The 15067-nt window shown below is 67.0% G+C and carries 11 protein-coding genes; 3 read left to right on the top strand and 8 right to left on the bottom strand.

What is annotated here, in order from left to right:
- Positions 1 to 4 precede the first annotated feature (4 nt).
- The 3 genes from kefC to AC1DIX_RS02390 all read left to right on the top strand — a co-directional run bounded on the left by kefC (position 5) and on the right by AC1DIX_RS02390 (position 3675).
- Positions 5 to 1813 carry a glutathione-regulated potassium-efflux system protein KefC gene (gene kefC / locus AC1DIX_RS02400; protein WP_477321726.1) on the top strand — a complete coding sequence of 603 codons (1809 nt, stop codon included), beginning with the start codon at positions 5 to 7 and terminating at the stop codon, positions 1811 to 1813.
- Positions 1814 to 1947: 134 nt separating this feature from the next.
- On the top strand, positions 1948 to 2604 hold the full coding sequence (locus AC1DIX_RS02395) for a PEP-CTERM sorting domain-containing protein (RefSeq protein ID WP_477321723.1): 657 nt from the start codon (positions 1948 to 1950) through the stop codon (positions 2602 to 2604).
- Between the two features lie 159 nt (positions 2605 to 2763).
- On the top strand, positions 2764 to 3675 hold the full coding sequence (locus AC1DIX_RS02390) for an alpha/beta fold hydrolase (protein WP_477321721.1): 912 nt from the start codon (positions 2764 to 2766) through the stop codon (positions 3673 to 3675).
- A gap of 52 nt (positions 3676 to 3727) precedes the next feature.
- On the opposite strand, the gene AC1DIX_RS02385 is transcribed toward AC1DIX_RS02390, so the two are convergent.
- The 8 genes from AC1DIX_RS02385 to AC1DIX_RS02350 all read right to left on the bottom strand — a co-directional run bounded on the left by AC1DIX_RS02385 (position 3728) and on the right by AC1DIX_RS02350 (position 14976).
- Positions 3728 to 4708 carry a glycoside hydrolase family 43 protein gene (locus tag AC1DIX_RS02385; RefSeq protein ID WP_477321719.1) on the bottom strand — a complete coding sequence of 327 codons (981 nt, stop codon included), beginning with the start codon at positions 4706 to 4708 and terminating at the stop codon, positions 3728 to 3730.
- Between the two features lie 24 nt (positions 4709 to 4732).
- On the bottom strand, positions 4733 to 7549 hold the full coding sequence (locus tag AC1DIX_RS02380; RefSeq protein WP_477321717.1) for a TonB-dependent receptor: 2817 nt from the start codon (positions 7547 to 7549) through the stop codon (positions 4733 to 4735).
- A gap of 85 nt (positions 7550 to 7634) precedes the next feature.
- Entirely contained in the window at positions 7635 to 8678 is a 1044-nt protein-coding gene (locus AC1DIX_RS02375; protein ID WP_477321715.1) for a LacI family DNA-binding transcriptional regulator, read from the bottom strand.
- A gap of 9 nt (positions 8679 to 8687) precedes the next feature.
- Positions 8688 to 9824, bottom strand: coding sequence for an ABC transporter ATP-binding protein (locus AC1DIX_RS02370; protein ID WP_477321713.1), 1137 nt, complete (start codon positions 9822 to 9824; stop codon positions 8688 to 8690).
- A 22-nt stretch (positions 9825 to 9846) separates the two neighbouring features.
- Positions 9847 to 10692, bottom strand: a complete 846-nt coding sequence (locus AC1DIX_RS02365; RefSeq protein WP_477251240.1) for a carbohydrate ABC transporter permease — start codon at positions 10690 to 10692, stop codon at positions 9847 to 9849.
- Entirely contained in the window at positions 10689 to 11576 is an 888-nt protein-coding gene (locus AC1DIX_RS02360) for a carbohydrate ABC transporter permease (RefSeq protein WP_477321711.1), read from the bottom strand. The genes AC1DIX_RS02365 and AC1DIX_RS02360 overlap by 4 nt, the downstream gene beginning before the upstream one ends.
- A gap of 8 nt (positions 11577 to 11584) precedes the next feature.
- Positions 11585 to 12886, bottom strand: coding sequence for an extracellular solute-binding protein (locus AC1DIX_RS02355; RefSeq protein ID WP_477251238.1), 1302 nt, complete (start codon positions 12884 to 12886; stop codon positions 11585 to 11587).
- Positions 12887 to 12945: 59 nt separating this feature from the next.
- Positions 12946 to 14976: a glycoside hydrolase family 2 protein gene (locus AC1DIX_RS02350; RefSeq protein ID WP_477321709.1), complete on the bottom strand. Its 2031-nt coding sequence runs from the start codon at positions 14974 to 14976 to the stop codon at positions 12946 to 12948.
- Positions 14977 to 15067 lie beyond the last annotated feature (91 nt).

The raw sequence follows: 15067 nt of genomic DNA, 5'->3' as shown, positions 1-15067 counted from the left end.
GCGGATGGAACACAGCCTGCTGACGAATGCCCTGGTCTATCTCGCCGCCGCCGTGGTCGCGGTGCCGCTGTCGAAACGCCTGGGGATGGGCACCGTGCTCGGCTACCTGGCCGCCGGCATCCTGATCGGCCCCTACGGCCTGAAACTGATTGCCAACGTCGAGGACGCCCTGCACTTCGCCGAGTTCGGCGTGGTGCTGCTGCTGTTCCTGATCGGCCTGGAACTCGAACCGGACCGCCTGTGGGCGCTGCGCCGGCCCATCTTCGGCTGGGGCGGCGCGCAGGTGGTCGTGGTTGCCGCTGCCCTGTTCGGCGCCGCGCTGCTGGCCGGCGTCAACTGGAAGCTGGCCCTGATCGGCGGGCTCGGCCTGTCGCTGTCGTCGACCGCCATCGCCCTCGCCTCGCTGGAGGAACGCAACCTGATGCCGACCCCGGCGGGCCAGGCCGGCTTCGCGATCCTGCTGTTCCAGGACATCGCCGCGATCCCGATGATCGCCATCGTGCCGCTGCTCGGCATACCCGACGAAGCCGGTTCGAGCGGCAACTTCTGGCTGGCCACCTTCAAGGTCGTCGGCGTGCTGGCCGGGATCATCGTCGGCGGCCGCTACCTGGTGCGTCCGCTGCTGCAGGTCATCGCACGCACCGATACCCGCGAGATCTTCACCGCCTTCGCCCTGCTGCTGGTGATCGCGATCGCCCTGCTGATGCAGTGGATCGACATGTCGATGGCGCTCGGCTCCTTCATGGCCGGCGTGCTGCTGGCCGATTCCGAGTACCGCCACGCGCTGGAGACCGACCTCGAACCCTTCAAGGGCCTGCTGCTCGGCCTGTTCTTCATCGCGGTCGGCATGTCGGTCGATTTCGCCGTCTTCCTCGCCCATCCCTGGCTGATCCTGGGGCTGGTGGCCGGCTTCCTGCTGATCAAGACCGCCGTGCTCTACATTCTGTCGCGGGTATTCGGCATGGCCCGCGGCCAGCACCTGCAGTTCGCCCTGCTGCTGTCCCAGGGCGGCGAATTCGCCTTCGTCGTGTTCGGCGCGGCCGCCACCGCACGCGTGTTCAGCGAAGATACCGCCTCGATGCTGGTGGTCGTGGTCGCACTGTCGATGGTGGTCACGCCGCTGGTGCTGATGGCCTACGACAAGCTGTCGGCCCGCCGCGAAGCCGCCGGCGCCAAGCCCGAAGCCGACGCCATCGAACCGAACGAGGACCATGTGATCGTTGCCGGCTTCGGCCGCTTCGGCCAGATCGTCGGCCGCTTCCTGAACGCGAACGGGGTCAAGCTGACGGTGCTGGACCACGACCCCGACCAGATCGAGGTGCTGCGCCGCTTCGGCTTCAAGGTCTTCTACGGCGACGCCACCCGCGCCGACCTGCTGCGCGCCGCCGGCGCCGCGCGCGCCCGTGCGCTGGTGGTGGCGATCGACGACATCGAAGACAGCCTCGACCTGGTCGAGACCGTGCGCCGCGAGTGGCCGGAACTGCAGATCTTCGCCCGCGCCCGCAACGTCACCCACTGGTACCAGCTGATGGACCGCGGCGTCACCATGATCGAAAGGGAGACCTTCGAATCGGCCCTGCAGCTGGGCCGCACCGTGCTCACGGCCGGTCTCGGCCATAACGCCTATCGCATCCGCCAGGCCGCGCTGAAGTTCCGGAAGCTCAATATCGCCAACGTGCAGGCGGTCTATCCCTACTATAAGGACCGCGAACAGTATGTGTCGATGGCCAAACGGGCGCGCGAAGAGCTGGAAGAGATGATTGCGCGCGATCGCCAGGCGCAGGAAGGCGAAACCCGGCATGACTGGGACTAGCCCGATGAGTGTCGGATTTATTTACACAAATACATTCCATTTTCCGCTAAACAATTGATTTTTATCAGCAATTGTTTTATGGCATAGTTTTTGCTGTGAATTAAAGGCAAGTCCACCATAAAAAAGGGAATGTAATGAAACCAAGCTACCTGAAAGCCTCCATGCTTCTTTGTGCCGTCCTCGGCGCTTTTGCTGCAGACGCGACTGCCTCGGTCATYGACAACACGTCGATCGTCTCCAGCATTTCTCCGTTTGGCTATTCCGACACAGCCACATACGGCCAGACCTTTACAGTCGGTAGCGATAATGTGTTGAACAGCTTCTCGATGTACCTGTACGGCAATAACCAGTCGCTCGATTTCCGCGGTTATGTGGCCGGCTGGGACGGCAGCAAGGCCACCAGCATTCTCTACACGAGCCCAACGCGCTCGGTGACCCCTGGCCAGGGGCTGATGGAATTCTCCTTCGACACCGGCTCCCTGAGCCTGACGGCGGGCCAGAAATATGTGATGTTCCTTTCGGTCTCCGACCTCGGCACCCAGGGATACAGTACCTACAACATGCCTGCGACGAACAACAGCTATGCCGGTGGCGATTTCGTCTATTTCAATAACGGCTTGGACTTCGGCGCGCTGACGACCCAGGCCTGGGAGTGCCGCGAGTGCGGCTTCGGCGACGTCGCATTCAAGGCAGCGTTTTCGCCCTCGACCGGCGATGTACCGGAGCCGGCGTCGCTGGCCTTGCTGGGATTGGGCTTCGCCGGCATGGCTGCCCTGCGCCGCAAAACGTAATCATTGCGATCGCCGACCGGAAGCCCGCCACGTGCGGGCTTCCTTGTTCAGGACACTATCATATCTTTCAGGCAGCTTTTTCCGGCGCCCCAAGTTAGCATCCTGTCCACCTGCCCCGCAGCGCATGCGGCGGCTTCCGATCACGAACCAGGAGACAAGATGCAGCTCACTATGCTTTCCCGCCGTTTCACCCTCAAGGCCGCCACAGCGGTGGCAGCCCTCGCCCTCCTCGGCGCATCCGCCGGCGCCTGGGCCGCGCCCTTCGAATCGACCCGCATCACGGTCCGCACCGAAGGCGCCGGACCGGACGTGATCCTGATTCCCGGCCTGAACTCCTCGCCGCGCGTCTGGGCCGAAATGATCAAGGCCGTGCCCGGCTACCGCTACCACCTGGTGCAAGTCTCGGGCTTCGCCGGCCAGCCGAAAGCCGGCAACGCCGACGGTCCGGTCGCCGCGCCGGTGGCCGAAGACATCGACCGCTACATCAGGGAAGCCGGCCTGAAGCAGCCGGCCGTGATCGGCCACTCGATGGGCGGCACGATCGGCATGATGCTGGCCGCGCGCCATCCGGCCGACCTGTCGCGCCTGATGGTGGTCGACATGGTGCCCTTCCTGGGCATGTTCTTCGGCGGCCCCGGCGCCACAGTCGCCAGCGTCGAGCCGATTGCTGACCGCATCGCCACCGGTATCCGGACGGCCGCGCCCGAGGAACGCAGCAAGCGCGCCGTCGAGACCATCAACGGCATGGTCGCCACCGAGTCCATGCGTGCCGGCGCGATCGACGACTCGATGCGCAGCGACGTCGACGTCGGCGCCCGCGCCTACCGCGAACTGCTGGTGACCAACCTGGGGCCGGAACTGCCGAAGATTTCAGTGCCGGTGACCGTGCTGTACGTCCAGCCGAAGAGCGTACCGATTCCGGCCGAGCAGTTCGATGCGGTCTACAAGGGCGTGTTTGCGCCGGTGCCGGCCTTGAGCCTGAAGCGCATTCCGGACAGTGCCCATTTCATCATGTGGGATCAGCCGGTGCGGTTCCAGGCTGAGGTAAAGGAATTCCTTGACGGACGCTGAAGGCAGCGCGAACTCCGGCCTCCGATCTACACCTTCGCGGCAAGTGGCAGGGTCAGCGCGGTGCCGCCTGCTCCGTCCAGCTCGGCCCGCCGCTCACCGGCTTCCCATCGACCCAGTCGATGCGGTCGATGCACATCCGGCGCGCCGTCCGCGCCGGATCCCAGGCGTGGTAGACGATCCAGGTCTCGCTGCCGTCCGGCGACGTCGTAAAGGAATTGTGTCCCGGCCCCAGCAGCTCGCCGGAGGCCGGGGTGCGCATCAGCAGTGCCTCGTGGCCGCCTTCGGGCCGGCGGTACGGCCCTTCTGGGTGCTTGGCGATCACGTAGCTGACGCCGTAGTTCTCCTTCTCCCAGGCGCCGCCGCTGTAGAAGCAGTAATAGTGGCCGTCGTGGTACAGCACCGCCGCACCCTCGACCGTGTGCCAGTCGACAACCTTGCCGTACATGGAGCGGTCCTTGCGGAACACGTGCCAGTCGTGGTGCGGGCGCACCACCGTGCGCGGCTCGCCGGCCAGGGTGCACATGTCGAGCAGGCGGTCGACCACGATGCCGGTGCCGATCCGCTCGTCGTGCGCCATCTCCAGGAAATCGACGCAATAGTACAGCCACCAATTCCCGTCCTGGTCGCGGAAGGGATGGGCGTCGATCGAGAAGGGCTGGTCCGGCACCAGTAGCTTGCCGGCGTCGAGGAAGGGGCCGGCCGGATGGTCGGCCACCGCCACTCTCAGCTTCTGGTCGGTGCCCTCGGGCGCGTTGCCGGACGAGTAGTACATGTAGAAGCGGCCGTCGTGGCTGGCCACTTCCGGCGCCCAGAAATGCCAGCCCTGCCCGGCCTCCATGCCCGCGGCCGGCATCAGGGCGTGGCCGAGCGCTTCCCAGTCCACCAGGTCGTTCGAGCGCAGTACCGGGATCTGGCGGCCGTCATCGCCGCCGGGGGCGGTGCCGTAGGCGTAATAAACCCCTTCGTGCCGCAGCACGAAGGGATCGGCGAAGATGTCCGGATAGACCGGATTCCGGTAAGTCTTCCGCATCATGAGACCCTGGAGCGAGATGTGAGCTTAGAGCGAGAAGCGCAGGCCCAGCCCGTAGGTGGTCGGATTGTAGCGGATGTCGCGCGGACGGATCGGATCGTTCAGGTAGCTCTCGTAGTTCTCCTTCGTGATATTGATCGCGTCAAACTGCAGGGACACGTTCTTGTTGATTGCGTAGGACAAGCTCAGGTCCACGAAAGTTGCAGCCTTCACGTAACGGTCCTGGCCGAAGCGCGGCTCGGCGATCTGCTCGACGTAGTCGCCGCGGTGGGTGGACGTCAGGCGGCCGGTGATGCCATTGCCCTCGTACAGCAGGGCAAAGTTGTAGTTCTTCTTCGCCACGCCGATCAGCGGGGTGGTCGCGAACGTGTTGCCGGTCGAAGACACCAGGGTCTGGTTCTCGCCCGAGATCCAGGTGTAGTTTGCCTGGGCGCCGAAGTTGCTCCAGGGCGCAGGCAGGAAGTCGAAGAACTTCTGGATGCCGAGTTCGGCGCCCTTCAGCTTGCCGGAGCCCGAGTTCTGCGGACGCGTCACGCGGTAGTTCAAGCCGCCGATGGTCTCGTTCGACTCCATGTTCTGCAGGTAGCCGTCGATATCGCGGTGGAACAGCGCGATCTGGGCATATCCATTTTTCGGGAAATAATATTCCAGCGTGGCGTCGATGTTCTTCGACTTGGTCGGCCGCAGATTCGGGTTGCCGGCCGAGCCCGTGCCCGGCGCGTTGACGGTCGGCGGGATCAGCGACAGCGCCGGGTTCAGCGAGGCGAAGTCCGGATAGGTCAGGGTCTTGCCGAAGGACAAGTGGGATTGCAGGTCCTTGCGCCAGCCGATCACCGCCGACAGGCTCGGCAGGAAGTTGTTTTCGCGCGAGGACTGGTCGATCGGGCTGATCACGTCGCCGATGCGGCTGTTGCCCACCAGGCTGCGCGTGATGTGGGCATAACGGGCACCGACGGTACCGCTGACGTCGATGTCGCCCATCCTGGTCTGCCAGCGTCCCTGCAGGTAGAGGGTCGTGTTGTTCTCGTTCTGGCTGAAGGCGCGGGTCGGGTCTTCCACCACGCGGCCCGGGGCAGCCCCGTAGAAGGCGCGCACGGCGTCGGCCTGGTCGATCAGGAAGTCGTGCGACGGCGTGACCCAGGGACCGCCGAGCCGGTCCAGCCCTGGAACGAGGGTCTCGAAGGACGGACCGAAGGCGCCGATCGGGCTGGCGCGGGTGGGCCCGTTGATGTCGCTGTGGCCTTCGGCGCCCTTGAAGCCGGCGCGCCGCTGCGACAGGCGGATGCCGCTGTCGATGCTGCTGAAGAAGCCGTCGCCCAGGCGGTAGCTGCTGTCGAGCCGCCACTGCGACTGCTCGCCGGTCGAGATGCCCCAGTTCTGCACCATCCCGCGCAGCACGAACTGGCTCGGATCGCGCAGCGCCTGGCTGCTGGTGGGCGTCGTGACCATGTTGTAGCCGCCGTGGCCGTCGCGGCCATAGGTGTAGACGTCGATGCTGGCGCCCGGGATCTGCTGGTCGACGATCACGGTATCGTTCACGAAGGTCGACTTGGACCAGGCGTAGTTCGATGCCAGCTTCCAGGGGCCGTCCTTGTACTGCACGCCGAGGTTCAGGTAATGGGTGACCGTGTGCTCCTTCACGCCCCAGGTCGAGGTGGCGGTGTAGGGATCCCAGTCGTAGGGGCCGCCGAACCGGGCGGCGCCGGCATGGGCCGACTGGATCGGGCAGATCGAGCCGTTCGGGGTGTTGCAATAGCTGCCTTCGGGCGCCATCACCACATTGGTCAGGCGCGGGGTCCAGGTGACGATGCCGAGGATGTAGTCGACCGCGCTGCGGGCGCGGTAGCCGGTGCCGAGGTACTGGGCGCTGGCTTCCATCTGCGGGCTGATCTTCCACTGCAGGGCGCCGTGGATGCTGCCGCGGTCGCGCTTGCCCTGGTTGTAGATGCCGCCGACGTTGGGCAGCTCGCCGAGGCGGTCGCCGGGTTTCAGCGGTGCGATCGGCTGGTCGTCGTTCAGGCGCACCGCGGTGCCGTCCGGGCTGACCGAGAAGATGCGGTCGGGACGGTCGACCCATTGCACCGGATAGCCCCAGTGCTCGCGGTTGAACTGGACGTCGAACAGCGCGCCGATCTCGCCGTAGCTGGTGTTCCAGCGGTTGCTGACCGCGAAGCCGCCGTTCGGATTGTTCTTGTCGCTGGTCGCGCTCGACCCGTTCACCTTCTGGCGGCGTTCTTCGATGAAGGCGGTGGCGTTGAAGCCCTTGACGTCGAAGGGCGAGCGCAGCCGCACGTTGACGGCGCCGGCGATGCCGCCTTCGAGCTGGTTGGCGGTGGCGCTCTTGTACACGTCGAGGCCGCCGATCGACTGCACCGGCAGGTCCTGGTAGGACAGGCGGCGGCCGTTGCCTGTGAAGATCTGGTTGCCGTCGAGGGTCGTGACCACGTCCGGCAGGCCGCGGATGATGACGCTGCTGGTCTCGCCGCGGTCGCGGCCCACCTGGACGCCGGCGATGCGCTGCAGGGCGTCGCCGGTGGCGCGGTCGGGGAACTTGCCGATATCCTCGGCGTTGATGGAGTCGACCACCTGGTCCGCATTCCGCTTGATCGCCTCGGCACTGCGGATACTGCTGCGCAGGCCGGTCACCTGCACCTGCACGATCTGGCCCGGCTGGGTCGGGGCCGCCGGGCTCACCTGGTCCTGGGACTGGGAGGCGGGGTCCTGCAGCGTGGCCTGGTCGGGCTGCGAAGGCGGGTTGCCGGTACCGCTCTGGGCGCAGGCCGCCGCGTGGGCGATCAGGGCGAGGACGGCCACGCACACGGGCCGCAGCTGGAATGTGGTCATGCGAGTCTCCCAAAAATATTAGTAATAATTCTTAGCAGGAAGCTAACGCAAAACCGGACGCGGCGGCGCGCGCTTGGGCCCGTCGCTAGGATGCCGGCGGCGCCACCGAATCGCGGCTCACCAGAGGGCACTCACTCTGGAAAACGGCGTTGGAAACCTTGCCGCCACGGGCCAGCGCGATCAGGGTCTCGGCCGCCCACCGGCCCATTTCGTAGTTTGGTAACAACACTGTGCTCAGCGGTGGATGGGTATAGCGGGCCAGGTCCTGGTCGTCGTAGCCGACCACGGACAGCTCGCGCGGCACCGCCAGCTTGCGTTCGCGGGCCGCGTCCAGGGCGCCCAGGGCCATCAGGTCGTTGGCACAGAACAGCGCGCTGGGACGGTCGGGGCCGTCGAGCAGGGACAGCGCATGCGCATAGCCGCTCTCCACCTGCCAGTCGCCTTCGCGAACCAGGGCCGGGTCGAAGGGAATGCCGGCATCGAGCAGCGCATGGCGATAGCCCTTCAGGCGGTCGGCGGCGGCCTCGATCCAGCCTTCGCCGTTGATGAAGCCGATGCGGCGGTGGCCGCCGGCGACCAGGTGCATGGTGGCGCTGTAGCCGCCCTGCTGTTCGGCCGGCACCACCGCCGGGTGCCGGCACTCGCGCTCGTGGCAGTTGAGCAGCACGGTCGGCACGCCGTCCAGCGCCGCCGGCAACGTGACGGCGCGGGTGAAGATGGTGGCGTAGATCACGCCCAGCAGCGCCGGATGGTCGAGCATGCGGGCCAGCACCGCCTGCTCCCGCCCGGGGTCGCCACGCGTCGCGAAAACGGCGACCAGGCAGTCCTGGTCCCAGGCGCCGTCCTTGGCGCCATCCATGGTCTGCATCGCATGCGGGCTGGTGGTCAGCTCGTCGGTCAGGTAGACGATCAGGTTCGGCGCCTGCCCCGGGCGATTGTCGTGCCGGCCCTGGTGGCGCTCGAGGGGGTAGCCGAGTTCGCGGGCGATCCTCAGCACGGTCTCGCGGGTGGCGCGCGAGACCTTGGCCCCGCTCAGGTGGTTGATCACCAGCGAGACCGTCGACTGCGAGACGCCGGCCAGCTTGGCGATGTCGGTCATCGTCGGCCGCCCGCGCACCGCCTTCGTCATGGCGCGCCCCTAGCCCGCCGTGGCCGCCAGCACGCCGCGGCTGCGCGCCGGCATCGCCGCGCCGTTGGTGCCGAACAGATAGGCCGAGGCCGGGTCGAAAGCCAGCAGGACGCGGCTGCCGAGCGCCGGCAGCGCCTGGCCGCCGTTGCACTTCACCGCCACCATCTCCGCGACGCCCTCGACCTGCACATAGGCCAGCATGACGTCGCCCAGGTATTCGACCAGGCCCACCGTGCCCGGGATGCCCTCCCCGCCGGCGCCGCCTTCCGCCCGCTGCAAGCGCAGGTGTTCGGGCCGCACGCCCAGCGTCACCCTGGCGCCGACCGGCGCGTTGGCGGCGTCGGCGGCAACCTCGACCTCGGCGCCGCCCGCCAGCCGGACCGTGGCGATGGCGCCCTGCTCGCCCACCAGGCTGGCGTCCAGGAAGTTCATGCGCGGCGAACCCAGGAAGCCCGCCACGAACAGGTTGGCCGGCCGTTCATAAAGTTCGAACGGCGTGCCGACCTGCTCGATGCGGCCGCCGTTGAAGACCACGATCTTCTGCCCCAGGGTCATGGCCTCCACCTGGTCGTGGGTCACGTAGATCATGGTGGTGGCCAGTTCGCGGTGCAGGCGCGCCAGTTCGACCCGGGTCTGGGCGCGCAGGGCCGCGTCCAGGTTCGACAGCGGCTCGTCGAACAGGAAGACCTCGGGCTTGCGCACGATGGCGCGGCCGATCGCCACCCGCTGGCGCTGGCCGCCGGACAGGGCTTTCGGCTTCCTGTCGAGCAGGTGGGCGATCTGCAGGATCTCGGCGGCGTGCCCGACCCGTTCGCGGATCTCGTCCCGGGCTACCCTCGCCAGCTTCAGGGCGAAACCCATGTTCTCGGCCACCGTCATGTGCGGGTACAGCGCATAGCTCTGGAATACCATGGCGATGCCGCGCCGGGAGGGGTCGACGTCGTTGCTGGGCACCCCGCCGATCTCGAGTTCGCCCTCGGTCACCTCCTCGAGCCCGGCGATGATGCGCAGCAGGGTCGACTTGCCGCAGCCGGAGGGGCCGACGAAGACGACGAACTCGCCGTCCCCGATGTCCAGGTCGATGCCCTTGATGACGGGATTGTCCCCGTAGTCCTTCCTGATGCCGCGCAGCCTTACCGATGCCATACCCGCTCCTCTTCTTGTTCCATCATCCCTTCAAGCCGCTCGCCGCCAGGAAGCCCTGCGTGACCCGGCGCTGGAAAGCGATATAGGCCAGCGCCACCGGCATCGCGCCCAGCAGCGCCGCCGCCATCAGCTGGGCGTAGCGCACCCCGAAGGCGTCGTAGGTCTGGGTCAGCCCCAGCGGGATCGTCATCATGTCGTTCGAGGTGACGATGATGAAGGGCCACAGGAAGTTGTTCCAGGCGGCGATGAAGGTCACGATCGCCATCGCCCACACGATATTTCCCGAGATCGGCAGGTAGACGCTCCACAATACGCGCAGCGGGCCGGCGCCGTCCATCGTCGCGGCTTCACGGAAGTCGGCCGGGATCTCGTCGAAGAACTGCTTGAACACATAGATCACCACCGGCGACACCACCTGCGGCAGCACGATGCCGGCATAGGTATTGATCAGGCCGAGCTGGTTCATGGTGCGGAACAGCGGCACCAGCAGCGCCTCGAAYGGCAGCAGGAACGCCAGCATGGCGACGCCGAACAGCACGGTGCGCCCGCGGAAGCGCAGCTGCGAGAAAGCATAGGCCGCCATCAGGCTGATCGCCATCGTGACGACGGTTACCAGCAGCGCCACCAGGAAGCTGTTGAACAGCCAGCGCACCACGTTGCCGGCGCCGAGGGTCCTGGCGAAGGCGTCCAGGGTCCAGGTCTGCGGCAGCCAGTGGAAGTCGGCGGAGACGGTCTCCAGCTCGGGCCGCAGGGCCGTCGACAGCGCCCACAGCAGGGGTGCCGCCCACAGCGCGGCCAGCAGCACGGCGGCCAGTACGCCGACGATGGTCCAGCCAAGGTTGGAACGGCGCGTGATGCTCTCCCTCATGCTTCCCTCCTCGCCAGCAAGCGCACGACGCCGGCCTGCAGTATCGACAGCAGGATCACGATGGTCACGAACGCCATCGCGATGGCCGCCGCATAGCCGGCGTCGCTCTGGGTAAACGCGGTTTCGTACATGTAGTGCAAGGTGACCCGGGTCGTGTTGAAGGGCCCGCCGGAGGTCAGGATATAGGTCTGGCCGAACACCTTCAGCGAGGCGATGATCTGCAGGATCAGGGCGGTGGTCGCCACCGGGCGCAGCGCCGGCCAGGTGATCGAGCGGAACAGCTTGAAGCCGCGCGCCCCGTCCAGCGCCGCCGCCTCGTAGAGATCGGCCGGGATATTGCGCAGGCCGGCCAGGAACAGCAGCATGTTGAAGCCGACCGTCCACCAGACCGTGCCGATCGCCACCGCCGGCAGCGCCCAGTAGGGATCCGCCAGCCAGGGACGCTGGCCGCCGAGGATGTGGTTGATCACGCCGGACGAGGGCTGCAGCATCCAGTCCGCAATCAGGGTCATCACCGAGATCGGCAGCACGAAGGGCAGGAAGAACACGCCCTGCAGCCAGGCCTGGGTCTTGACGAAACGGTTGACCAGCAGCGCCATCACCAGCCCCAGCACCGTCAGCGGGATCACGGTCAGCAGGGCGAAATAGAAGGTGTTCAGCACCGAATCCCAGAACGAGGGGTCGTTCAGCAGGGTGTGGTAGTTATCCAGGCCGATGAAGGCATTGGTACGGGTCAGRCTGCTCTCGGTAAGGCTCATCCAGAAGGTGATGCCGGCCGGGATCAGGAAAAACAGCAGGAAGGCGATCACGAAAGGCGCCAGCAGCAGGGTCGCCGGCAGGCCCTCTCGGCGCGCGCTTGCCAGGACGAAGTCGTTCGGTTTCATCGATCTCCTCAGTAGCGTGGCGGCTGCTTGCGGATCAGGCGCGCGCCTTCCTGTTCGAAGCGCTTGATGGCCTGGGCCGGCGTCATGTAGCCGTACAGCGCGGCCGGCAGGAATTTGGAGGCGATCGCTTCCAGCGGACCCGCCGCGCCCATATACCAGCCATCCGGATCGTAGACCACCTTATGCGCCGCCTCCGCATACTGGGCGTTCGGCTGCAGCGCCAGCGCCTCCGGCGACTCCGCCACCGAGCGGTAGGCCGGGATGTGGCCGCCCTCGGCCCAGCCGAGGGAATGCTTGCCGACGTAGGCGACGAAGCGCAGCACGGCGTTCACTTTGGCCGTTGAGGCCGGATTGCCGGCGTTCGCGGGAATGGCGAAGGCGTGGGAATCGGCCCAGGTGCTGGCGTTCGCGTACATCTTCGGCAGCGGGACGATGCCGTAGTCGAAGCCCAGCGTGCCGGCCCTGGTGGCGCGCACCAGTTCCGGCACTTCCCACACGCCATTCAGCATGAAGGTGGCGCTGCCGCCCATGAACTGGCTGGTGGAAGCCGGGTAGTCGAGGCCGGCCTGGGCATAGCCCTTGCGGAACCAGTCGCTGATGCGGGCCAGCGTGGCTTCGCCGGCCGGGCCGTAGCTGTACTGGCCGTTGCGGACGATGGCGATGTTCTGCTGGGCCAGCATCGCCAGCCACAGGCGCCAGATCGCGAACGAGCTCTGGCTGCTCTCCATGGTCAGGCCGTGGCGGCCCGTGCGCTCGGTGGCGACGCGGAAGGCATCGCTGAGTGCGTCGACGCCCTCGATGGGCTTGAGGCTACCGTCGGCGCCCAGCAGGCCGGCCTGGCCGGCGAGCTTCTTGTTGTAGTAGAGGACCAGCGGGTGCACGTCCAGCGGCACCGCCCAGGTCTTGCCCTGCCAGCGCGCCTTCTCCCATTGGCGCGGCAGGTAGTCGCTGCCCTTCAGGCCGACCCGGGCCAGCTCGGCGTCCGAGATCGGCCGCAGCACGCCGCCGCCGGCCAGGTTGACCAGGCGCGACAAATGGATCGTGGCCAGGTCCGGCCCGGCGCCGACCACCGAGGAGGTGATCAGCTTCGTATAGAACGGCTCACCCCATTTCAGGGTCGTGCTCACCACGCGCACCTCGCGCTGGCTGGCGTTGAAGTCATCGACCAGGGCCCGCATGCGAGCGCCGTCGCCCCCGCTCAGCAGGGTCCACATCCTGACTTCAACCTGCGCCCACGCCGGCGCCGGCCCGGCGGCCAGCGTCACCAGCAGCGCGACGGCGGCGGCGAGGCTCCAGCCTCGTCTCGCCACATCGTCTCCAATCTTCTCGTTGTTTTGACCGTAGCGCCGTCGCCTGCCTCGCCTGCCCTTCAGGCTACCCGACGCCGCGGCCGCGCTCCCGCGCCACCACGGCCCCGGCGCTCGAATCCCCCAGCTCCTGCCGGCGGTGTTGCCGGTGGATCGTCCGGCCCCGGACCGTTCGATCCGCTGCCGTTCGATACGCCGCCGCTGGCCTGGCGCTCGCCCGGATAGGCTATCACTTCTGCAATTTCTCCGACGCGCGTCCATTCTATCGGGAAATCCGGTCCGCGCCGAGCCAGCCAGCGTTTCGCGTGCCCGAGGGGGTCGAGGTGCCAGTCGTGCAGGTGGGCGTCAGGGCCGCGCGTGGCCGCCGCCAGCGCGTCCACGGGCGCCTTCGGCACCCTGTCCTCGCTCAGCAGGCCGTTCTTTTCGAGGAAGGTATCGGTCAGCTGGGTATAGCAGAAGCCGGACAGCGGGCGGCAGGCGTGGATCGCGGCCATCAAGAGCTGGTAGCGCGCCAGCAGTTCCTTGCCGTCCTTCGCCACCGAATAGCCCCAGCCCGGCTCCTCGCGGTTCTTCATGACGGCGATGCCGCCGAATTCGGACAGGAAGAGCGGCTTGCCGACGCCGGTGAAGCCGTCGATGACCAGGCGCCGGCGGTCCGGCTGCACGTGCTGCAGGGTGTAGGCGACGGCGTCGCGGCTGCCGTAGCGCTCGACCAGCACCTTCGGGTCCTGCTCATAGTCGTGGACGCAGACCAGGTCGCCGCAGGGCATCTCCCAGCCGTCGTTGCCGACCACCGGACGGGTGCCGTCCAGCGCCCGGGTCATGTGGTAGAGCGCGCGCACGAAGTCGACCTGGCGGCGGTCGTTCATCAGCTCCGGCACGCCCCAGGATTCGTTGGTCGGCACCCAGGCCACGATACAGGGATGGGAGATGTCGCGCTCGACCAGTTCCTTCCACTCCTCCATCACGCCGTGYACGGTGGCGCTCGAGAAGCCGTAGGCCGAGGGCATCTCGCCCCACACGCACAGGCCCAGCACGTCGCACCAGTAGAGCCAGCGCGGGTCCTCGGACTTCTGGTGCTTGCGCACGCCGTTGAAGCCCAGCCGCTTGATCAGCAGGACGTCGTGGCGCAGCTGGTCGCTGGAGGCCACCATCAGGCTGTCCGGCCAGTAGCCCTGGTCGAGCACCATGCGCAGGAAATACGGACGGCTGTTCAGGACGAAGCGGTCGCCCTCGACGCTCACCGTGCGCAGCGCCGTGTAGCTCTGCACGCTGTCGATCAGGTTGCCGTCGGCCGAGCGGATCTCGATCTCGGCGTCGATCAGTTGCGGGCTTTCCGGACTCCACATCCACAGCGCACGGGCGTCGTCGATGCCGGGGTCGGGCAGCTGGAAGATGCGCGACAGGCGCGGCCCGGTCAGCAGGCAGCGATCGGCCACCAGCAGCTTGTCGCCGAGGCGCAGGGTCACGTTGGCGATGCCGCCGTCGGGCACGTGGGCGATGTCGGCATCGAGCCGGATCTGCCAGGACGCGACGTCGGCGATCCAGCGCAGCTGGCTCACGTGGGCGCGCGGCACCTTCTCGATCCACACCGTGCGCCAGATGCCGCTGGTGCGCGGATACCAGATCTTGTGCGGCTCCGGCTCCCAGTCCATCTTGCCGCGCGCCTTGTGCATGTCCTGCGGATCGTCCTCGGCCTGCACCACCACCTCGAGCAGCGAACCGTCGAGGTGGCGGCTGACGTCGATCGAGAACGGGCTGTGGCCGCCGCGGTGCTCGACCGCGAAACGCCCGTTCACCCACACCCTGGCGCGGTAGTTGACGGCGCCGAAGTGCAGCATCAGGCGTTCCTCGCGCGACGGTGTCATCGACGGGTCGAGCTGGATCTGGCGCTTGTACCAGACCCGGCGCCGGTAGCCGCGGTCGTGGACGCCGCTGGCGCGCGCCTCGGGCGGATACGGCACCACGATGGTGCGATCCCAGTTCACTTCGGGAGGGTCGGCGCAGGCGGCCATGTCGTCGAGCATGGCCTGCCATGGGCCATCCAGGCTGCGCCACGCGGCGCGCCGCAGTTGGGGGCGGGGGTATTCCACGATGAACTCCTGGTCTTCGGTGTTCTTATGAAGTCTATTTAATGACCCGCCGTCCATGAAAGCAAGCGCTTTCGAACACCGTTACAAACGG

Source organism: Massilia sp. 05N420 (assembly GCF_056397205.1).
This window is presented reverse-complemented; position numbering and strand designations above follow the sequence as displayed.

What these genes read in the sequence shown, in the direction of transcription:
- AC1DIX_RS02370 (WP_477321713.1), bottom strand. Translation starts at nt 9,824, where the DNA reads ATGGCATCGGTAAGGCTGCGCGGCATCAGGAAGGACTACGGGGACAAT.
- AC1DIX_RS02380 (WP_477321717.1), bottom strand. Translation starts at nt 7,549, where the DNA reads ATGACCACATTCCAGCTGCGGCCCGTGTGCGTGGCCGTCCTCGCCCTG.
- AC1DIX_RS02375 (WP_477321715.1), bottom strand. Translation starts at nt 8,678, where the DNA reads ATGACGAAGGCGGTGCGCGGGCGGCCGACGATGACCGACATCGCCAAG.
- kefC (WP_477321726.1), top strand. Translation starts at nt 5, where the DNA reads ATGGAACACAGCCTGCTGACGAATGCCCTGGTCTATCTCGCCGCCGCC.
- AC1DIX_RS02390 (WP_477321721.1), top strand. Translation starts at nt 2,764, where the DNA reads ATGCAGCTCACTATGCTTTCCCGCCGTTTCACCCTCAAGGCCGCCACA.
- AC1DIX_RS02385 (WP_477321719.1), bottom strand. Translation starts at nt 4,708, where the DNA reads ATGATGCGGAAGACTTACCGGAATCCGGTCTATCCGGACATCTTCGCC.